Raw genomic sequence first — 21596 nt, 5'->3', positions numbered from 1 at the left:
AAATTAGTTTACCGAGAGTAGGACAGTTTCATCCATTTCAACGATGTGCATTTTTATTTTGGAATTATCTTATCAAAACAATATGACAAGTATAATAATCGAACATAGGATTGACCAACAACAGAATTTTTGTTAATCTATAGTTAACTTTTTTTCTTATGGAGAAACTTTTTCGAAGAATAATATAATCGTTTTAAAAAGAATGTTTAACTTGAAGAAACGAATATCGTACAACGAATATAAATGATTCAGTGTACAGAATGTATCCTGAACGATGAATAATAAATGAGACCAGAAGGTGGCAATAATGAATTTACAAGCAGATGTTTGTATTGTTGGTGGGGGTCCTGCAGGGGCATTACTTGGGTTTTTATTAGCTAAAAACGGAGTGTCCACTATTACTATTGAGCGTTCTGCGGGGGGAATCAGAGAATTTAGAGGGGAACATATTAACGCTGAAACAGAGGCAATCTTAAAAGAACATGGATTGTTTGAAAAGATTGAAGAACAAGGAATTTTGAGAATGAACAAGGTCGAATTCTTTGCCGGAAAACAAATCGTTAATAAAGTCACACCTACTCCTCAGGAGGAGCATGTGGGAATACACGTCCCTCAAGCACATATCCTGAATGCGATTGTTCAAGAATCGGAACCATATAAAAATTCCTGTCTTCTTTTGAATACAACTGCAACAGAATTGATTCAGGATGAAAATGGATTCTATACTGGTGTTAAGGCAGTAAAGGATGGGGAAGAACTAATTATTAGCAGCTCAGTAATCATAGGAGCTGACGGCCGTTATTCTACTGTAAGAAAGCTTGCGAATATACCGGTGAACAAAATGAAACATGGTTATGACGTATTATGGGCAAAAATTCCCGCTCCGTTAGGCTGGGAGCCAACGACAAGAATGTTGCTTGTTGAAGGCCATCAGTTGGCTTTGTTCACACAAACCGGCGGGTTCATCCAAATTGGCTGGAATATAGAAGAGGGTTCCTTTTCTTCATTAAAAAGAACACAGTTAAAGCCATTTCTTGAACCGTTGATTGAAAGTTTCCCAGAATTAAAAGAAATAGTGTTGCAGCATCTAAATTCATGGAAAAATTTCGTTTGCTTAAAGGTAGAAAGTTCCCGTTGTGAAACATGGGTAAAGGACGGTTTAGTGATTATAGGCGACGCAGCGCATACAATGACTCCTACGGGGGCAATCGGAATAAACTGCGGGATGAAAGACGCACATGTGTTGACTCCAATCCTAACCGAAGCGCTTTTAGAAAAAAACATTAGTGCACAACGATTGAAAGTATTCGAAGAGAGCAGAAGATCGGAAATCGAAAAACAACAAGAAATGCAGAAAAAACAAGAAGAAGTATTTTCGGGAAAATTTGCGCAGTTTGTTCTTAAATGAAATTATTAATAATCGTTAGCAGATGAATTTTAAGACAACTTTTTTAAAAAGACTTAGAGGTGCAGCTATCTGCACCTATTTTTATGGAAATAGCAAATAAAACCTCCCCTTAATTTCTCTAAATTAAGGGTATTAATAAGGATATATTTAATTTAATTCGATTTTTTTCGGTTTTTAACCCATTTCTAATTTTTTTGACAATTAATTCTTCATTTTCTAAATCACGCAATCGCTAACAATCAAGAGCAGGTAGAAACTGCATCTGCCGTCATTGCGGTATTGGGCGATAAAGAAATGTATAAAAGTGTAGAAAATGTATAAAGAAGTGCTTTTGAAGACGCTTACCATTAGACGATGTGTTGATTGATTATATTTAAAAAAGGTGACAGGCACCATAAAAAGACATTTTTTGCAATCTGTCCGCAGTGGGTGGACAGTTTAGTTTTGATTTTTGGTGTCCGCTCTGTACGGACAAGGAAAAATTGAAATTGTTAGTAATTTAATATTAGAAATAAAAAATTCCCTTCAATCAAGGGAATTTTTTATTTCATTTGCTTTATTTGTTAGATTGTTTACAGCGTTTGCCGTTCCGTCTACAGCACTCATAGCGGCGTTTTCGGTTGCTTCTAAAGCATTATGAACTCCGTGGAATGCAGCTCCTGCAGTATCTTTTACGCTTTCTGAAATGCTTTGGTCATCTCGACGATTGTTATTATATGTTTGATCTGACATATTTTTCACCTCCTGAACAGCAATAGGTTATGTAATAAATGGAGAAATATTCATTTTTCTACATGAACCATTTTAGAAGAATATCTAATTGTTAAGAAAGATTTACTAAATTATAATGATTAGAGGTTTATCCATTATACAGATAAACTATAAAAGTAATAGCTTTATTAAAGGAAGTGTAAGGATTGTCAAATCAATTAACGAAAAACGACAATATTCTTAATCAGTTTAGGGCAGACTGTGAAAATTGTTTTGGCTTGTGCTGTGTAGCTTTGCCGTATGCAAAATCTGCTGATTTTGCAATTGATAAAGATGCCGGTACTCCCTGTCAAAACTTACAATCAGATTATCGTTGCAGTATACATAAAAATCTCAGAAAAAACGGGTTTCGCGGCTGCGCTGTATATGAATGCTTTGGCGCAGGTCAAAAGGTTTCTCAAGTCACGTATTCCGGAAACGATTGGCGAAATTACCCTGAGTTATCTAAGGAAATGTTTGAGGTATATCCGATTATGCAGCAACTTCAGGAAATGCTTTGTTACTTAAATGAAGCACTTAGTTTAGAAGAAGCTCAGCCGATTTATAAAGATTTGCATGCTGCTCTAGAAGAAACGGAATTTCTCACGAATCTTAGTCCAAAATCTATCCTGGGCCTTAATGTACCGGCTCATCGAGCGATTGTTAATAATTTACTTCAACAAACGAGTGAACTGGTACGTGCACAGGTTTCTCCTAATAAAAATCTGAAAAAAATAAGGAAGGGAAGCGACCTAATCGGTGCAGATTTGAGAGGGGCCGACCTTAGAGGGACAGATTTAAGAGGAGTGTTGCTTATAGCAGCTGACCTCAGACAAGCTGACATGAGAATGACTGATCTTATCGGTGCAGACTTTAGAGACGCTGATTTAAGCGGAGCTAATCTTACAGGAAGTATTTTTCTCACACAAGCACAAATTAACTCAGCTAAGGGAGATCATAATACAAAATTACCACCTTCTTTACACACTCCTCATCATTGGTTTAAAGTTAGTAAATAAGCTTCAGAAGGATTGAGTTATGCTGAATTTTAAAAAAATTACAAAAGTGCCGGCATATATAACACGTGAAAAAGAAAGGAAAATCAACTTCTAACAATGATAGAAAAAGGTGTTGAGTCCTTTGGTCTTCAAAAATCGGGTGGCGCATTTCGGTTGTTAAGGAGGAGTTAATAAATGAGCAGGGATATTTCTACAGCGATCCCGATGTTGGCAGTAAATGATGCTAAAAATGCAATCGAGTTTTACAAAAATGTGTTTCGCGCCGACGAGGTAAACAGAATGGTAACGATCGATGGGAAAATTGAGCATGCTGAGGTGAAGGTTGGAAATGCACACATCATGATAGCCGATGAATTTCCCGGACACAACCGTGCGGCGAAATCGCTTGGCGGTAAACCAGGAATCATTTATTTATATGTAGATAATGTTGACGATGTAGTAGAACGTGCTGTGAATTCAGGTTCAACTTCCCTTAGACCGATTCAGGATATGCCACATGGAGACCGTGTAGGAAAAATTGAAGACCCTTTCGGTCATGTATGGATGGTTGCTACACCATTGAAGTAAAATAGCAAAACAAAAAATTACTGGCACGCAGGTGTCCAAAAATAATGGAGTGATTTTAATATGAATAAACCTAAGGGTAAAGGTGGAACAGGTAGAGGAACAGGCAAGAAGGGCTGGAATCGTTGGCAAGCCAGTGCCAACAGAGCCAAGAGTGCCAAACCTTATGTAAGCAAAAGTGCTAAAAAATCGGAAGGGTCAAAGGATGCCGGCAATAGTTAACATTTGATGTTTAGTGATTTTACAATAAGGAAAGAAATAAATGAATATATAAGTGTAAGGTTGTTTATATATGAATTTAAATGCAGCAATCCGCTAGACATGTTTCTCATTTATGCAAACAGGCCTAGCGGATTCGCGTGAACATGGATGGTAATAATCGAAATTCCCAGCTAATTAACTGATAGTTCCTCTTCCTTGTTTAATAATTGTAATAGATGACAAACAGCATAAGCAAAACCATCTTCATCATTTGTCTTTGTTACTAAATCAGCTTTTTGCTGAATTTGAAGTGGTGCATTGCCCATTGCAACCGAAGTCGTGGCTACTTCAAATTGTGCGAGATCGTTGCCGCCATCGCCAAACGCAATAATTTCATCAAAAGATAGATTCATCATTTGCCGGTAACGTAATAATGCCTTTCCCTTATGTGCTTCGTTTGAAGTAATTTCCACATTATTAGGAAAAGAAGATGCCATTGTAATCGGAAATTTACCGGCTAATGCCGTTTTTACTTCTTCTACCTTTTCCAATTGATCATGGTGTACCAAAGCAATAAGTTTATAGATTTTAAGATTATCTTTTTCCAGAATTTCATCATAATTGTACCCTTGAAAAAGGATATCGAGTTCTTTTTTATTTTTACCATGTAATGGTGGCAAAGTGGACGGGAAGCCGCCATAATTTGTATATACGAGAATTCCTACACCTAACCCCTTTAAAATCTTGAATATTTCTTTATATGTGGAAACAGATAGAGTAGCCTCATAAAGCAGTTCACTTGATTTTGAGTATAAAACAGAACCATTAATACAAAAAATAGGAACTTCCATATTTTGCACCGCTTTTAATTTAATTACATCCGCATAAGCCCGACCTGTGTTCAAAATAATGCAGTGTCCCAGTTCTTGCAATTCATTTAAGGCTTTCACATTCGCATCAGAAATTTCATGTTCAGAATTTAATAACGTTCCATCTAAATCTATTGATATACATTTCATTGTTTATCTAAATTCCTTTCTATTTTTTCTTAAAGATTACTATATCAGATTTATAGGACAAAAAGTGCATGGATGTTGTTGCTAAAATAGAATGTCATATTTTTCGAACCAATCTGTAATAAGCAGGCAATGATTTCCTGCTATGTTTTAGTAGTTTCTTTCAATTACAAAATGGGCTAAATCGCCGCGATAAATTGTTTTCGAGTATTCAATAATTGTCCCATCACTTAGGTAGGCCAGAGTGTCGAGCTCAAAGCATGGATCGCCAATGCTGATATTCAATTTATCTGCTGCCTCCTGGTCAACAGTAAACAATTCTAGTGTTTCGATTGTCTTGTTTATTTTCAAACCAAATTGACTTTCTAAAAGTTTATATAATGATTTTTCACAAGCATCTCGATTTAAAGCAGGAGTTTTATACCAGGGTAAATAGGCAATTTCATACTGTAAAGGTACTTCATTGACAAAACGAACCCTCTCAAGCATATTGACGGGGTCACCCTCGCGAATCTTAAGTTGTTCACTGAGATACTCGTCCGCCGGTATTACTTCCAATTTCAGAACTTTAATTAACGGCTTTTTGCCCTGCATCTTAATTTGCTTCGAAAAGTGTTCAACAGTTGTTGTTAAAATTTGTTTTACTTTGTTGGCTGAAACAAAGGTGCCGCTTCCCCTTTTACGAAAAACATAACCTTCCGTTGTTAACTGTTGTAATGCAGTTCGTACCGTTGTCCTGCTTACCCCGTATTTCTCGCAAAATTCAGCCTCAGTCGGCAGCTGAGAGTTCGGCTTATATTCACCGTCGTTTATTAATTGAATAATTGCCTCTTTCACTCTTAAGTGCAAGGAATTTCCGTCTTTCACATATTCTTTCATATCGAACGTCCTCCTCAATATACTTAGAATAACAAAAATTAGGACTCAAATATAGAAATAATACAAATTTTATTAATTTGTAATAACAAATAAAAATAATGATAACAAATTTATAAAAAATGTATTGTAAATATTCAGAATTGTCATTACAATTAGGTTATAACAATTCAACACTACGTTTTCAAAATAAGGTATACGTTACATAAGGGGGAGGAGGTCAAACAACCGCATTACTGTTAAATTACGTTTTCAATTGGCCCATTTCCATTTTTATTAATGCAATTATTTTTCATTTTTGTAAACGTTATCATTTTTGCTTAGGTGGGATTTTATGAAAATCTTATTATGTTGTTCAGCCGGAATGTCCACAAGTCTCTTAGTTTCAAAGATGGAAGCAAGTGCAAAAGTTCAAGGTATCGATTGTAAAATTTGGGCAGTTGGTTCAACAGAAGTTAATAACCAAATAGAGAAGGCTGATGTGCTGCTTCTTGGACCGCAAGTTCGTTATTTGCTTTCGCAGCTTAAGAAAGTCGGAGAGAAGAAAGGAATTCCTGTGGAATCTATAAATCCTATGCATTATGGACTTTGCAATGGAGAGGAAGTATTGAAACAAGCAATCAATCTGTTAAAAGGGGCGTGAGGGACATGATGAATTTTATTGATAAATTTTTTATGCCATTCGCAAATAAACTCGGCAATAACAGGCATCTTCTTGCGATTCGTGACGCATTGGTTGGAATGATTGCAATTACAATTATTGGTTCTTTATCTGTGTTATTAACTAACTTAGGTGCAGTACCGGGCTTTGGTGATTACTACCAAAAATTTATGATATCCATTTTCGGTACGAATTGGAAGACATTGGGGTTAGATATTTGGTGGGGAACACTTGCCTTCATGACCATATTTGCCGTTTTTGGTATTGCTAATAAACTAGCAAGGTCTTACGGTGATGATGGTTTCGAAGCAATGTTTGTGTCCGCTGCTTCCTTTTTTGTTCTAGTTCCTCAAGTAGCAAATGTTACACTCACTCCCGCAAGCGGCAAAGCATTGACAGGGGGAGCGTGGGGTTTTGTCAGCTGGAATTATTTCAATGCTACAGCCTTATTCACAGGGATCATAGTAGCGATTGTGGCAACTGAAATATTCGTCCGCTTAGCTAAAGTCAAATATTTAGTGATTAAGTTGCCTGATGGTGTCCCACCAGCTGTAGCTCGTTCTTTTGCAAAGTTACTCCCAGGAATGGCGACGATATTTATAATAGGTTTGTTTGGACTTATTTTACGAACATTTATCAGTGATGGTGCATACCTCAATGATTGGATTAATAAAGTACTGGTCTCACCGCTCACAGGTGCAGTAGATTCCATGCCGTTCGCAATTCTGATCGTTTTCTTGATTCACGTCTTCTGGATCTTTGGTCTTCACGGTCCAAACATACTAGGAGGAATCTACACACCTTTATTAACGAAGCTAGGGCAAGATAATGTAAATATGTATGCACAAGGCGTGAATGATTTAAGCAAATATCACGTCCTTGCTGGCAATTTCTTCGATGCGTTTGTTTTTCTTGGCGGTTCTGGAGCAACAATTGGCTTATTAGTTGCCATGTTTATCGCCGGTCGAAAACGCCATAAACAATTACTTGCATTAGGTACACCACCGGGGATTTTTCAGATTAACGAACCCATACTGTTTGGTCTTCCAATCGTTTTAAATCCAATCTGGTTCATCCCGTTTATATTAGGACCAATTATCATGACGATCGTATCCTATTCAGCTATCCATCTAGGTTTAGTTTATCCAGTTGTTGCTGTAATTCCTTGGGTGACCCCACCGATAATTGGCGGTTTGCTGGCAACTGGCGGTCATATTTCAGGTGCTGTGTTAGCGGCCGTTAATTTAGCCATTTCCATCTTTATTTATTTGCCTTTTGTTATTGCACAGGGTCGAATTGAAGCTAAGAAAGAAAAAAGTAATACTACAACCGAACCAACTGATACCTTAAGTTTATAAAAACAGGTAAAAACACTAATTCTATGAAATTTACTATAAGCCCTGAGCACAACAGAATCATCGTATTTGTTTTCAACCCCGTTCCTACTCAGGGCTTTGCTTTTGGTCTGATCCAAGTGTTTTACTATTTGCTACATTTATTGGGGGTCTTACATAGAATTTTAACGACTTAAATAATCGATTCTACAAGAGGTGTAAAAGAATGAAAACAGGTTTAAAAATCGCAACGATTGGCGGGGGATCCAGTTATACACCTGAATTAATCGAAGGGTTTATAAAATATCATTCCGAGCTCCCAGTCAGAGAAATATGGCTTGTAGACATAGAAGAAGGAAAAGAAAAGCTTGAAATTGTCGGTAATCTAGCAAAAAGAATGGTTCAAAAAGCAGGAGTTTCTATTGAAATTCATTTAACTTTAGATCGAAAAGAGGCTTTAAAGTCAGCTGATTTTGTTACCACCCAATTTCGCGTAGGGCAGCTTGCTGCACGCGAACTAGATGAGCGTATACCGTTGAAACACGGTGTTCTTGGTCAGGAGACAAATGGTCCCGGCGGCTTATTTAAAGCCCTAAGGACGATCCCGGTTATCCTTGAGATTTGCAGAGAAATGGAAGAGTTTTGTCCGAATGCCTGGCTGATAAACTTTACAAACCCTGCCGGCATGGTAACAGAGGCAGTGCTCCGTTACAGTAATATCGATAAAGTTGTCGGGTTATGTAATGTGCCGATCGGAATGGAAATGGGCGTTGCCAAACTGTTAGAGGTAGATCATAAAAAAGTTAGGATTGATTTTGCAGGTTTGAACCATATGGTGTATGGACTTGATGTTTTTGTTGATGGGGTATCTGTGAAGGATCTAGTGATTTCATTAATTACTGACCCCGATAAAAGCATTACGATGCAAAACATCCATGCAATGGGATGGGAGCCGGAATTCATAAGAGCGTTAGCCGTTTTTCCGTGTCCCTATCATAACTACTATTATAAGGCTGGAGACATGTTGGAAAAAGAATTGGAAAATTTTAAAGAAGGCGGAACACGAGCAGAGGTAGTCAAAAAATTAGAAGAGGAACTGTTCGAGTTATATAAAAATCCAGCTTTAGCTGTTAAGCCTCCTCAGTTAGAGATGCGTGGAGGTGCCTACTATAGTGATGCTGCAGTAAGGCTCATTCACTCCATGTATACAGATAAACGGGACATCCAAGCGGTTAACACAATGAATAATGGAGCTATAGCCAGTATCCCTTTTGATTCCGCAGTAGAAGTCAGCTGCATCATTACAAAGGATGGACCTAAACCGATTGCGATGGGGGATTTACCTATACAAGTGCGTGGTCTCGTAAACCAAATGAAGTCATTTGAACGGGTAGCGATTGACGCTGCCATCAACGGTGATTATGGAACGGCTTTACTAGCCATGACAATAAATCCACTGGTACCCAGCGACAGAATCGCAAAAGTTATTTTAGACGAAATGCTTGAATCTCACAAAAAATACCTTCCACAGTTTCATTAAATAACAGAATAGGAGGGAAATAGAATGGATAACTTAGAAGTAGTGATCTTTCAAATTATTCTCCATGGCGGCAACGGAAGGAGCGCTGCGATGGAAGCAATATACTTAGCAAAACAGGGTGACTTTAATGGCGCAAAAAGTAAATTAAAAGAATCAGCAAACGCATTAAATGAGGCACATCATATTCAAACGTCTCTTATTCAAAGTGAGATCAGAGGAGAAAAAACCGAGATCTCCCTGTTAATGGTTCATGCGCAAGACCATTTAATGAATGCAATGATAGTAAAAGATTTGGCGGAGGAAATAGTTGATTTATATCAAAGGTTTAAATTATCAAAACGTATACCAATGGAAGAGTAAAGTAAATACTTGTTCGGAGTTCTTTTGCTCCTGGAGTGTTAAAAATTTTCGATTAAAGGTGATTCCTACATGATAAAATTAATCGTTAATGCAGACGACTTTGGATTAAGCCGTGGAGTTAACAATGGAATTATAGATAGCTATTTATATGGAATAGTCAATTCAACATCGATGATGATGAATATGTCAGGGACAGAACATGCCCTACACTTAGCTAAGAAATATCCGGAACTCCGCGTTGGAATCCATCTCGTACTTACATGCGGGCGTCCGATCTTAGAAGATGTGCCGAGCTTGGTCGATGAAAACGGGCAATTTAAGTCCTTGTCTATTTTTATGGCAAAAAATATTTCATTAGATGAATTGGAAAGAGAATGGAACGCTCAAATCGAACGATTTATCCATTCAGGACTTAACCCAACCCATTTCGACAGTCATCACCATGTCCATACATTAATAGAACTGTCTCCGGTTGTAAAAAGATTGTCGGAAAAATTCGGAATCCCAGTAAGACGGAATGGCAGTATAGGCATTGATGGTGTAGAATCACTCGCAGACCTAACACTTTTTGATTTCTACGGAGAAGGCGTAACACCCCATTATTTTACAAACCTCCCAGCCCGCCTACAGGATGGGGTAACCGTCGAAATTATGTGTCATCCAGCCTATTTAGATAATAATCTATTAAAGGGTTCTTCATATACTTATAAGAGGTTAGTTGAACTTGATATTCTGACATCAGTAAATCTGCCTGAAAACACCTGCTTGTTGTAATTCGGTAAACAAATAGAAAAGGACTTTTGTGAAATAATGAAAATAATTTGATTGGCAGTCTATAGCTATAAGTGAGCATTTAAGAAAAGATGGAGTTACAATTACAGACATCAGTTAGCAAAAAAATAATAAAAGAGCAGCCATTGCATGAGCGCAGTGGTTTTTTCTGTTAAAAATTGCTTTCCAGTTTAGAGCAAAAATGGTTGAGAAGTTTTTGTCATCTTAAATTCTTGTTGAAGGTGTTTTCTCGCAACTGCTTGCGAATTTGGAATGCAGGTTTTGGTGTGATATTGTTGTAAAACAATTCACCTTTTGTTAATATTTACATTTACATTTTTTCGTTGATGAGTTTACAAAATTTCGTAATTTCTAAAAATAAGATAATATTTTGTCAATTTTAATGTTGAAAAAGACAGATTCCAGGAGTGATGAAAAAATAATTTCACATTTGTTCAAATTTGTTTTTACACTTGTTCAATAATGTGTTATAGTTATTAAGCAAACAAAACATATCAAAACGTAAAAATGAAAGCGGTCACTAAAGTTATATCTTCTAGGAATTAATTACATCATTGTGGAGGACAACATGAAATATATCATTGCTATCATTGGATTACTAGTTGTTTTTGGACTTGCTTACGTGGCAAGTAATAATCGGAAAAATATTAAAATCAAACCGATTATTCTTATGGTCGTCATTCAAGTATTATTAGCAGGTTTATTATTAAATACAAAATTTGGTTTAGTATTAATTAAAGGATTTGCTGACGTTTTTAGTAAGCTATTAGAATACGCAGGTAGCGGAGTATCATTTGTGTTCGGAGGTCTTGCGAATAAAGGTGAAATGTCATTCTTTCTTAACGTCTTACTTCCAATCGTGTTCATTTCCGTGTTAATTGGTATTTTCCAGCATTTCAAAATACTTCCTTTTATAATGAAAGGTATTGGATTGTTGTTAAGTAAAATAAATGGTATGGGTAAATTAGAGTCATACAATGCAGTTGCTTCCGCAATGGTTGGCCAATCAGAAGTATTTATCACGGTTAAAAAACAACTCGGCCTCCTCCCTGCCCATCGTTTATATACATTATGTGCTTCAGCTATGTCAACGGTTTCGATGTCAATTGTCGGTGCATATATGACAATGATTGAACCAAGATATGTCGTTACAGCACTTGTGATTAACCTTTTTGGCGGATTTATTATTTCATCTATTATTAATCCGTATACGGTTCCAGCAGATGAGGATATACTCATTATTCAAGACGTAGAAAAACAAAGCTTCTTTGAGATGTTAGGGGAATATATTGTTGATGGATTTAAAGTAGCGATCATTGTCGGTGCAATGTTGATTGGATTTGTTGCGTTAATGGCATGTATCAATAACGTTTTTCAATTGATTTTCGGAATTTCATTCCAAGAAATTTTAGGGTATATTTTTGCGCCAGTTGCTTTTATTATGGGTGTTCCATTTGCCGAAGCTGTCCATGCTGGTGGAATTATGGCAACGAAGCTTGTGACAAATGAGTTTGTTGCCATGATGGATTTAGCAAAAATCCATGCAAGCTTTAGCCCGCGTACATTAGGAATTATTTCTGTCTTCCTAGTCTCATTTGCCAACTTCTCCTCAATTGGTATTATTGCTGGAGCAGTAAAAAGTCTAAATGAGAAAAAAGGAAACACAGTAGCACGATTTGGTTTAAAACTATTATATGGCGCAACACTAGTTAGCGTTTTATCATCCGTGATTGTAAGTATGGTTTTATAAATAATGATGAAAAAGCAATTTCTCTTCTTAATAGAGAGGAGAAACTGCTTTTTCTTATTTTGAAGGAGGGAAGGTTGTGAAAAAGGCTTTTCACAACGATTGATATGAGTTTCGTTGGTTTATTTCTTTCAGGTGCAGTTTTATTTCTAAATAGTCTTATGTTGATAGGAAAAGCAGAAGCAAAGAGTGTCGGTATCTTTAATATTTTCGTCGGAATCCTTCAAATGATTATTCCATTTTATTTAATCGTTCATTCTAATCAAAGTAATTGGGAGTTATATACTAACGCAGCAATCTTTTTATTTGGTTTAACATATTTATATGTAGGGGTAACGTTATTGAAAGATCTTGACGGAGCTGGGCTTGGTTGGTTTTGTTTATGGGTTGCAATTGTTGCAGTCGTTTATACCTTTACAGCCATTCAACACTTTCATGATGTTGTCAGTGCATTGACTTGGGGAATGTGGGCATTTTTATGGTTTCTATTCTTTTTATCAAATACACTAAAAAAGAAAATTGACAAATATATTGGTATTGTTGGAATTGTACAATCATGGGTAACGTTAACCATACCAGCTTTGCTTTATTTTTTAGGTATCTGGAATACATCTTTTGTTTATCAAATCTGGATCTATGTATTAATTCTCTCAATAGTGTATTTTATTGGCAGTCTTTTTAAATTGAAATTTTCAGTAAAAAAAGTGAATGGTGGCAAAAAAATTCAAGTGATTTAAGTAGGAGTTATTCTTATTTGTAGAAATTTGCATTTAAAACTGAGAGTATAATGTATACTTAATGGAACACGGCTAAATATATTAAATAAATGGAAAGAAGGGAATTTTAGTAATGAACAACCTTACAAAATTTAAACTATTGAAACCGGCGAATGAAGTATTTGAAGCCTTCATAGACCCTTCAAAAATCGGAAATTTTTGGTTCTCTTCAAGCTCTGAAAGATGGGAACAAGGTAAAACGGTTACGTTAAGATATGATGAATACAATGCTCAGGTGGATATAAAGGTAATAGAACTCGAGTTAAATAAGAAAATCGTGTTCAAATGGGGTCCTGCTGCGGAAGAACATATTGTTACGATTTCACTGAATGAGTTGGATCATTCAATTACCATAATTGAAGTTAACGAAGAAGGGTTTAAAGAAAATGATGTGGATTTACTACATAAATTGATTGACAATAAAGAAGGTTGGGTCTATATGTTGACCTGTTTAAAGGGATATTTAGAATTTGGTATTAATAAATTGCGAGCAGGAATAGTGAAGGATTAACCAACTAAAGCAAAAAGGACGATTATGGAAGGCATAATCGTCCTTTTTGTGGATTAAATTACTTAATAGCTTTGCTAACTTTCAGTTTCTTCCCCTTGATAGGTGTCTTCTCCAAAGCTTGTAAGACTAGCGAGCCTTTTCCGTTCAGAATATCAACATATGACAAATTATCCAGAATGGTAATAATGCCAATATCATCAGCTGCTACACCGGGAATTTTTGCGATCGTTCCAACAAAATCTACCGCTCGAAGCTTTTTATTTTTACCGCCGCTAAAATGTAGTTTCATAATATCTTGGTTTATTCGGGCCGTTTTATTATTTTTAACAACCCGGCGGCCGTGTAGTTTTTCTTCGAAAGCGGCTTTTCCTGCAGCAACCTCCTGTTGTTTTGGAGCTTCTATTTTAGGAATTTCAAAGCCGATATAGCCCTCAATGGCTCTAATGAACTTTCCTTCATAAGGTGTCGCAAACGTAATCGCTTTTCCTTTATTGCCCGCTCGGCCTGTTCTTCCTGTTCGGTGGACGTAGCTTTCTTTTTCCATTGGAACATCATAGTTAATGATTAGTGTTACATTATCAATATCAATGCCACGTGCTGCAACATCGGTGGCTACCAGATAACGGAAATTACCCATTTTAAAACCATCCATTACGGCAAACCGCACTTCTTGTTCTAATCCTCCATGGAGTCGTTCACAAGAATAATTGGATTGTTCCAATTCGGTAAACACTGTATCAACACGATCTTTTGTTCTGCAAAAAATGATACAGCTCTCCGGGTTTTCAACGACCGTAACATCTTTTAGGAGGGTTATCTTTTCTTCGTCTTTCACTTCAAGTAAAAAATGTTCAATTGTAGTTGTCGTAATTCCGGTTGATGCAATCTCGATATTATTCGGATTTTTCATATATTTATGGCAGAGATTTTCAACATCTTTAGGCATTGTCGCAGAAAAGACCATCGTTACTCTGTTTGAAGGGAGTTCTTGTATAATCGCTTCTACCTCGTCAATAAACCCCATATTTAGCATTTCATCGGCTTCATCTATAATAAGATACTTAATTTGGTCTAAAACCAGTGTTTCTCTCTCGATATGGTCCATAACACGCCCGGGTGTACCCACGACGACGTGCGTTTTTTGTTTCAATTCTTCTTTTTGTTTGGCAAAAGGTTCTTTCCCGTAAACGGCCATTGCTTTAATCCGTTTAAACCTTCCAATATTCGTGATATCCTCCCGAACTTGAACAGCAAGCTCCCGAGTTGGTGTAAGAATTAATACCTGCGGCTTTTTTTCCTCCCATTCAATCATTTCACAAATAGGTATCCCAAAAGATGCCGTCTTGCCGCTGCCTGTTTGCGATTTTACGACAAGATCTTTATTTTCCGTTGCTAATGGAATGACTTTACTCTGAACCGCTGTAGGAGTTTCGTATTTTAATACAGCAAGAGCTCTTTTTATTTCATCGCTTAAATGATAATCCTCAAAACTATTTTTACTCATAATGTTACCTCATTTTTTTTATATTATCTCACTTAAACATAGGATTCTCTCAAAGCACTATCATATGCAAAATCTGAGTATGGTTCATTATACTTTAAATGTTTAATATATGGGCTCTTATATCGAAATAATAAAAAAAACATACATAACAGGCTGAAAAGAAATCACAACTCATTTTGACCGAATGTGGAAACACTTTACAAATGTGTAAATTGTGATCAACTTGTACATGACATTTATCATGTTTTGCACATGACACCTGCTACTTACAAGAACATATTAATTCCTACATAATAAGGATTAACAACACAAGGGAAGTGAATTTAATAAAATGACCTTACAAAATACGAAAAACTTGAGAAAACAAATCGCCCCTTTTGAAAAATCAACGACAAAGGAAAGTGTATGGCAGCTCATCAACACGGTCGTGCCATTTTTAATCTTATGGTACCTTGCCTATAAAAGCCTGTCCGTTTCATATTGGTTAACATTAGGTATTTCTGTGATAGCAGCTGGGTTTTTGACAAGATTATTCATTATTTTTCATGACTGCACCCATCATTCCTTTTTTAAAAGCCGCCGCGCCAATAGAATTGTTGGGACAGCAATGGGTGTGTTAACGATCTTCCCGTTTGATCAATGGGGATATGAGCATTCTGTTCATCACGCCACAAGCGGTAACTTGGATAAGCGGGGGACAGGAGATATTTGGACACTTACAGTGGATGAATATTTGGCTGCACCACTAAGACTTCGTTTAGCTTATCGTTTTTATCGCAACCCATTTGTTATGTTTGGATTAGGACCAATTTATGTTTTCCTCTTGAAAAATCGATTTAACCGAAAAGGTGCCAAAAAGAAGGAACGCATGAACACTTATTTGACGAATGTATTAATTGTTTTATTAGTTGGATTGCTTTCATGGGCAATCGGATGGCAGGCATTTCTTTTAGTCCAAGGTTCAATTTTCATGATTTCAGGTTCTGTAGGTATTTGGCTGTTTTACGTACAGCACACATTTGAAGATTCATATTTTGAAGAGGATAAAACGTGGGAATATGTGAAAGCGGCAGTGGAGGGTAGTTCATTTTATAAGCTTCCAAAACTGATGCAATTTTTAACCGGAAATATTGGTTATCACCATGTGCATCATTTAAGTCCAAGGGTGCCAAATTATAAACTTGAAGAAGCACACAATAATACGGTTCCATTACAAAACGTCCCAACGATTACCCTTGCTACAAGCTTGAAGTCACTCCGTTTCCGTTTATGGGATGAGGAAAAAAAGAATTTTGTAAGCTTTAAAGAAGTTAAAGCTTTAGCCAAAAATAGTATTTCTGTTCAAGTAAAACCTGAACTATAACTTCACCGTTTATCGCTGACTCCCCTTAATAATCGTTAATTTAAGGGGAGTCTCTATTTATAGGAGCAACCGGAGAGGGAGAGAACGAATATGATTCGGATAGTCATTGCAGAGGATCAGGAAATGCTGTTAGGGGCAATTGGTTCTCTACTCAATTTGGAAGAAGATATGGAAGTAGTCGGTCTGGCCGGCAATGGAGAAGAGGCTCTTTCCCTTGTGCACCGATTACAGCCAGATGTTTGTATCATGGATATTGAGATGCCTGAAAAGAGCGGACTTGAGGCAGCAGAAGCGTTAAAGTCATTTGAATGCAAGGTCATCATTCTTACAACCTTTGCAAGGAACGGATATTTTAGGCGGGCAATAAAGGCCGATGTACAAGGTTATTTACTGAAGGACAGTCCGAGTGAGGAGTTAGCCTGCTCGATACGGAGCATTATGGAGGGAAAGCGAATTTACTCCCCCGAATTAATGGACGATGATTCAGGCGAAAACGAACGGAAAATGGAGTTGTTGGAAACTCCTGCCCATGGTCAAAATAAAAATGAAACCTCTTATCGGCAAAGTTTTGGAGCAGTCAGAAGGTATTTTTCAACCATTATGGATAAAATGAGGTTACCGACGGCATAGTGATATTCAACTCGGAAGCTTAATTTTTCAAAAGTGTTGGCATCGATAAAGCCTGGTAACTTTCATTTTATAGTTCGTTGGCTATAAATAACTCGTTCAACCGTAAAAAAATGGCTCCCTAAAGGAAGGGAACCACAAAAAATTTTGATAATGCTATGATTATTAAATGTCCGGAACACAAATTTTCTCCGGTATGCTATTCACTGAGCTGCCAAAGTTTTTTTGCATAATCAAGGTCAATCGACCAAGGACTTACACCGAAACCCTTTAAACTATTGGCTGGACAGCCTCAGCAATATCACTATCTTCACAATAGACCTCCCGTTCCATCCCGCATCATTCGTTGCACACCCTACCGATGTGGCACCCTGCCTAATGGTGATTGGCCATAGAAAGTTGCTGCCTGTTTTTAAAACTAATCTATAATAAACATAAAACATGAATAACGCTCGTTGACCTACGGTTAGTTACTAATAAAATTGCTCTTTAATTTGAGAAATACTAAATGAAGATTGTTCAGCCACTCTTTTTTTTATAAATCTTAATAAGCGGTTCAAAACATCCTTTACTTAAATTAGTACGTGTAAATAAATCAAAATCATGCTTTTTCATATTTACTAACAAATTTAATAACTCCTTAATCAAAATTATACAATATTTGGAATCGAAGGTTTCGTTCTAACTTTAATGTATTTTACTAGTGAAGCAGGATAGGACAAGTACCTTATCGAATTATTACCCGAGGTAGACTGATCAAGGAGAGGAATATCGAGATGGAGATAATATACGAATTTGTTCAAAAGATTGATGCATCGGAAGTAGCAGATGTCTTTAAAAAGTCAGGGATTACCCGGCCGGTAGATGATTTAGACCGTATTCAAAGGATGGTAGATAATGCAGACATTATTGTAACGGCGAGAAACAACGGTCAACTTGTTGGTATCACAAGAGCAATAACTGATTACTCTTATTGTTGTTATTTGTCAGACCTTGCTGTGGATGCTGAATATCAACGTATTGGAATTGGGAAAGAACTCGTTCGCATTGTTCAAGAAAAACTTGGTGAAGAGGTTACATTGCTGTTGGTAGCAGCACCAAATGCAATTGAATATTACCCTCGAATTGGATTTGAAAAACTGGATAAAGCATTTTCAATTAGGCGTAAACGCTAAGCAGGTTATGTCACTTAAAGTGCTTGAGTTGGATAAAGGGGTTGCGGCAGCGATCCTTTTTTATTTTGCTAACATTAAAGTTTCAATATGAATCGAATGCTTTTGTTCAATTAGAAATTCATATTAAAAATATGAGAGCCAGTATCTTTGATTACTTAGTAATAAAAGATACTGGCTTTTATATTTAATGTTTAAAGGGCTTAAATATATTTAACAATTAGTCTTGGTTGTCCCTTTTACATGCGAATAAAGCATTGCTTACTGCATTTATTATTAATAAAGTTCTGAAGCAAAAGAATAAATTTTTTTTTCTTAAGGGAATGTTAAGCAACTCACATAATAATAGGCTTATCAAATTTAAAATATCCTTGGTTGTCGAATCAGGAACATACCATGGAGTAAAGGAGTAAATAAAAAATGAAAAAATGGATCATGGTTATGATAAGTGTTTTAGTCATCGGAATTGGAGGATATATGTGGTTTAGCTCAAAAACAAGCGCTCAACAAGTTCCAACACAAGTACGAACTGCATCTGTACAAAAAGGAACATTAACGGTTAAAGTTAGTGGCTCAGGTACCGTTCAACCGGTTACGAGCGAGGATATAAAATCTACGATTGATAATAATTCGATTAGTGAAGTGAATATAACGGCCGGTCAGGCGGTAAGCAAAAGGGCTGAGTTGGTCACCTTTACAGATGGCAGTACCCCGATTACCGCACCAACCGACGGTGTTGTCACTTCTGTTTCAGTGGTTGCCGGTCAGAGAGTAACAAACGGTGAAGTTTTGGCCCATCTTACAAACTATAATGATTTACAAACTGTAGTTTCCATTGATGAGTTAGACATTGCAAAAATTCAAGTGGGCCAAGCTGTTAACATTTCTGTAAACTCATTCCCTGATCAAACCTTTACAGGGAAAGTAACTGCGATTTCAAATGAAGGAACATCAACAAATGGAGTATCCACTTTTGATGTGACCGTCCATATTGACAAATCAACAGGCTTAAAAGTAGGGATGAGCACGGAAGCAAGTATTGTCACCCAAAACAAGGCAAATGCCCTTTATGTACCAATTGAAGCCGTTCATGAAACTAATAATCAGAAATATGTGCTTGTTACAACTGCAAGTGCCGAAAATCAAACGAGCAAGACGCAAAAGCAGATTGTCCAAACAGGATTAGCAAATGAAGATAATGTAGAAATCACTCAAGGACTAACTCAAGGAGAGACGGTTCAGTTGCCGCAGCTTGCCACAGGAACAGCTTCAGTGTCTACTTCTAATAAATCAAATAGTTTTATGCAAGCCGGATTTGGCGGCATTGGCGGATATAGTGGAATGAGAAGTAGCGGTGGAAACGGTTATAGCAGAAGGAGCGGTAATTAATGAGCACCCCGATTATTGAAATTAACAACATTAGAAAGACGTATGAACTTGGAGGGGAAACCGTACATGCCTTAAATGATGTTTCTTTAGAAATTCAAAAAGGCGAATTTTTAGCCATCATTGGTCCTTCCGGTTCAGGTAAATCCACGTTAATGAACATGCTTGGCTGCCTTGATCGGCCTGATACTGGGACCTATCTGCTAGACGGGAACGATATTGGAAAAATGAATGATAATAAATTAGCAATGATTCGCAATCAAAAGATCGGGTTTATTTTTCAAAATTTTAACTTGTTAACGAAACTAACAGCTCTTGAAAATGTAGAATTGCCAATGCTCTATGCCGGCGTAACGGCAAACGAAAGACGTGAACGAGCATTGGAAGGTCTAGACAAGGTCGGGTTAAAGGAAAGGGCCGGTCATTTACCGACTCAGCTTTCAGGTGGTCAACAGCAAAGGGTAGCCATCGCTCGAGCTCTTGTTGGCCAGCCGGCGATTCTGCTTGCGGATGAACCAACGGGTGCCCTTGATAGTAAAACCAGTAAGGAAATTCTCACGATGATGAAAGAGTTAAATGAAATGGGCCATACGATAATTCTAATCACACATGATCTAGAAATAGCAAAACAAGCAAAAAGAATGGTCAGTATCCAGGATGGTCAGCTTTTTGAGAATGGGGGTGTGCTCCTTGGGCATCATTCAGTCTATTAAAATGGCACTCAAGAGTATTAAAAGCAATAAGCTGCGAGCCGTCTTAACTATGCTTGGGATTATCATCGGTGTTTCTTCGGTAATCGTGCTTGTCTCGATTGCCCAAGGCTCAACGAAAAATGTTACGAGCCAAATCAATCAATTAGGGACAAATCTATTAACCATTAATTCAACAGGTTCGGATATCACCTTAACAGAAGACAAAATCAACAAGTTAAGTAAATTAAACGGAGTCAATGCGGTCTCACCTGTCGTATCAGGACGAGTAACGGTTAAAAAAGAAAAGACGTCGTCTCAAGTAAGCCTGACAGGAACGAATGCAGCCTATGAGTCGGTTCGCGGTGCCAAGGTGAATCAAGGTCGGTTTATCACGGATCTTGATGTCGAATACAGACAAAAGGTCGTTGTTCTCGGATCGGATACAGCTTCGACATTTTTTGGAACCGACAATCCTGTGGGGCAATATATTCAAATTGAGGGAACTTCTTTTAAAATAATTGGCGTTTTAGCTTCTAAAGGGAGCTCTTTGGGACAAAGCGGAGATGATGTTGTCATTGTACCGCTTAGCACAGGTGAGCGTGTAGTTGGTACTACAACAATCAGCCAGGTTTATTTACAAGGAAAGAGCCAGGACCATATGGATTTTGTCATGACTGAGGTTGAAATGGAGATGGCTTCCTTGTATCCAAATAAAAGTGACTCTTATAGTGTTACTAATCAGCAGGATTTAATGAATACGATGAGTTCTGTTTCCAATACGATGACGATGATGCTAGGAGGAATTGCAAGTATTTCCTTACTTGTCGGCGGGATTGGAATTATGAATATCATGCTTGTTTCCGTGTCAGAACGGACAAAAGAAATCGGGATTCGAAAGGCGATTGGAGCCAAAAGGCGGGATGTTTTACTGCAGTTCCTTATTGAAGCTGTTGTTTTAAGCTCAATGGGTGGAGTCATCGGTATTTTCGCAGGTCTAGGGATAGGAAAAATTGTTTCAACCTTTATGAATATGTCTATTTCCTATTCAACATCGGTCATGCTGTTATCATTCTTGTTCTCTCTTGTAGTTGGAGTCGTGTTCGGGGTATTCCCTGCTAACAAAGCTTCAAAATTAAATCCCATTCAGGCCCTTAGGTATGAATAGGGAGAGGAAAGGTAGCGATCGCGTTATGCGGCCGCTTTTTTTATAGAAAAGCGAAAGCACCCGTTTAGTGACGTACACTAGTCTTTGGGCGCTAGAGCTGGACAATTCTTAAAGTCAAAATAACAGGCTGAT

General features: G+C 37.2%; 22 protein-coding genes and 1 pseudogene. 19 read left to right on the top strand and 4 right to left on the bottom strand.

The genetic code is table 11. The features are described 5' to 3' along the window. Positions 1-307: 307 nt before the first annotated feature. The gene (locus J2S10_RS23240; protein ID WP_307412827.1) at positions 308-1408 is read left to right on the top strand and encodes an FAD-dependent monooxygenase; all 1101 of its coding nucleotides are present in this window, start codon (positions 308-310) and stop codon (positions 1406-1408) included. Between the two features lie 225 nt (positions 1409-1633). Then, positions 1634-1726, top strand: a pseudogene (locus tag J2S10_RS23235) (nitroreductase family protein); the annotation flags it as partial. 207 nt (positions 1727-1933) lie between these two features. On the opposite strand, the gene J2S10_RS23230 reads toward J2S10_RS23235, so the two are convergent. After that, complete coding sequence (locus J2S10_RS23230; protein WP_307412825.1) at positions 1934-2140, bottom strand: hypothetical protein; 207 nt, start codon at positions 2138-2140, stop codon at positions 1934-1936. A gap of 185 nt (positions 2141-2325) precedes the next feature. On the opposite strand from J2S10_RS23230, the gene J2S10_RS23225 reads away from it, so the two are divergent. From J2S10_RS23225 to J2S10_RS23215, 3 genes are all read left to right on the top strand, one after another. Continuing rightward, positions 2326-3177, top strand: a complete 852-nt coding sequence (locus J2S10_RS23225) for a pentapeptide repeat-containing protein (RefSeq protein ID WP_307412823.1) — start codon at positions 2326-2328, stop codon at positions 3175-3177. Between the two features lie 174 nt (positions 3178-3351). After that, positions 3352-3744 (top strand): VOC family protein, encoded by a 393-nt coding sequence (locus tag J2S10_RS23220; protein WP_307412822.1) that lies wholly within the window; start codon positions 3352-3354, stop codon positions 3742-3744. Positions 3745-3804: 60 nt separating this feature from the next. Continuing rightward, the gene (locus tag J2S10_RS23215; protein WP_307412820.1) at positions 3805-3963 is read left to right on the top strand and encodes a DUF3934 family protein; all 159 of its coding nucleotides are present in this window, start codon (positions 3805-3807) and stop codon (positions 3961-3963) included. Positions 3964-4133: 170 nt separating this feature from the next. Here the strand turns inward: J2S10_RS23215 and J2S10_RS23210 are convergent, their stop codons facing one another. Next, on the bottom strand, positions 4134-4961 hold the full coding sequence (locus tag J2S10_RS23210; RefSeq protein ID WP_307412818.1) for an HAD family hydrolase: 828 nt from the start codon (positions 4959-4961) through the stop codon (positions 4134-4136). 147 nt (positions 4962-5108) lie between these two features. Further along, positions 5109-5837, bottom strand: coding sequence for a GntR family transcriptional regulator (locus tag J2S10_RS23205; RefSeq protein WP_307412817.1), 729 nt, complete (start codon positions 5835-5837; stop codon positions 5109-5111). A gap of 331 nt (positions 5838-6168) precedes the next feature. On the opposite strand from J2S10_RS23205, the gene J2S10_RS23200 reads away from it, so the two are divergent. The 8 genes from J2S10_RS23200 to J2S10_RS23165 all read left to right on the top strand — a co-directional run bounded on the left by J2S10_RS23200 (position 6169) and on the right by J2S10_RS23165 (position 13555). Beyond that, complete coding sequence (locus tag J2S10_RS23200) at positions 6169-6477, top strand: PTS sugar transporter subunit IIB (RefSeq protein WP_307412815.1); 309 nt, start codon at positions 6169-6171, stop codon at positions 6475-6477. 5 nt (positions 6478-6482) lie between these two features. Next, complete coding sequence (locus J2S10_RS23195; protein ID WP_307412813.1) at positions 6483-7853, top strand: PTS sugar transporter subunit IIC; 1371 nt, start codon at positions 6483-6485, stop codon at positions 7851-7853. Between the two features lie 202 nt (positions 7854-8055). Further along, the gene (locus tag J2S10_RS23190) at positions 8056-9369 is read left to right on the top strand and encodes a 6-phospho-beta-glucosidase (RefSeq protein ID WP_307412811.1); all 1314 of its coding nucleotides are present in this window, start codon (positions 8056-8058) and stop codon (positions 9367-9369) included. 24 nt (positions 9370-9393) lie between these two features. Next, on the top strand, positions 9394-9729 hold the full coding sequence (locus J2S10_RS23185; RefSeq protein ID WP_307412808.1) for a PTS lactose/cellobiose transporter subunit IIA: 336 nt from the start codon (positions 9394-9396) through the stop codon (positions 9727-9729). A gap of 69 nt (positions 9730-9798) precedes the next feature. Continuing rightward, complete coding sequence (gene chbG, locus J2S10_RS23180; protein ID WP_307412806.1) at positions 9799-10503, top strand: chitin disaccharide deacetylase; 705 nt, start codon at positions 9799-9801, stop codon at positions 10501-10503. Positions 10504-11089: 586 nt separating this feature from the next. Next, positions 11090-12271, top strand: coding sequence for a NupC/NupG family nucleoside CNT transporter (locus J2S10_RS23175; protein ID WP_307412804.1), 1182 nt, complete (start codon positions 11090-11092; stop codon positions 12269-12271). Between the two features lie 104 nt (positions 12272-12375). Continuing rightward, complete coding sequence (locus tag J2S10_RS23170) at positions 12376-13005, top strand: AmiS/UreI family transporter (protein ID WP_307412803.1); 630 nt, start codon at positions 12376-12378, stop codon at positions 13003-13005. A 112-nt stretch (positions 13006-13117) separates the two neighbouring features. Continuing rightward, complete coding sequence (locus J2S10_RS23165; RefSeq protein ID WP_307412801.1) at positions 13118-13555, top strand: SRPBCC family protein; 438 nt, start codon at positions 13118-13120, stop codon at positions 13553-13555. A gap of 58 nt (positions 13556-13613) precedes the next feature. Here the strand turns inward: J2S10_RS23165 and J2S10_RS23160 are convergent, their stop codons facing one another. Further along, complete coding sequence (locus tag J2S10_RS23160; protein ID WP_307412800.1) at positions 13614-15059, bottom strand: DEAD/DEAH box helicase; 1446 nt, start codon at positions 15057-15059, stop codon at positions 13614-13616. Positions 15060-15390: 331 nt separating this feature from the next. On the opposite strand from J2S10_RS23160, the gene desA reads away from it, so the two are divergent. The 6 genes from desA (at position 15391) to J2S10_RS23130 (ending at position 21464) form a co-directional block, all read left to right on the top strand. Beyond that, on the top strand, positions 15391-16422 hold the full coding sequence (gene desA / locus J2S10_RS23155; protein WP_307412798.1) for a Delta(5) desaturase DesA: 1032 nt from the start codon (positions 15391-15393) through the stop codon (positions 16420-16422). A 90-nt stretch (positions 16423-16512) separates the two neighbouring features. Continuing rightward, positions 16513-17052 carry a response regulator gene (locus tag J2S10_RS23150; RefSeq protein WP_307412797.1) on the top strand — a complete coding sequence of 180 codons (540 nt, stop codon included), beginning with the start codon at positions 16513-16515 and terminating at the stop codon, positions 17050-17052. A gap of 773 nt (positions 17053-17825) precedes the next feature. Continuing rightward, entirely contained in the window at positions 17826-18224 is a 399-nt protein-coding gene (locus tag J2S10_RS23145; protein ID WP_307412796.1) for a GNAT family N-acetyltransferase, read from the top strand. 417 nt (positions 18225-18641) lie between these two features. Beyond that, positions 18642-19610: an efflux RND transporter periplasmic adaptor subunit gene (locus J2S10_RS23140; protein WP_307412795.1), complete on the top strand. Its 969-nt coding sequence runs from the start codon at positions 18642-18644 to the stop codon at positions 19608-19610. Beyond that, positions 19610-20320 carry an ABC transporter ATP-binding protein gene (locus J2S10_RS23135; RefSeq protein ID WP_307412792.1) on the top strand — a complete coding sequence of 237 codons (711 nt, stop codon included), beginning with the start codon at positions 19610-19612 and terminating at the stop codon, positions 20318-20320. The genes J2S10_RS23140 and J2S10_RS23135 overlap by 1 nt, the downstream gene beginning before the upstream one ends. Then, positions 20298-21464: an ABC transporter permease gene (locus tag J2S10_RS23130; RefSeq protein WP_307412790.1), complete on the top strand. Its 1167-nt coding sequence runs from the start codon at positions 20298-20300 to the stop codon at positions 21462-21464. Before J2S10_RS23135 ends, J2S10_RS23130 begins: the two co-directional genes overlap by 23 nt. The last annotated feature ends 132 nt before the right edge of the window (positions 21465-21596 follow it).

It is taken from the genome of Neobacillus ginsengisoli, from assembly GCF_030813055.1.
This window is presented reverse-complemented; position numbering and strand designations above follow the sequence as displayed.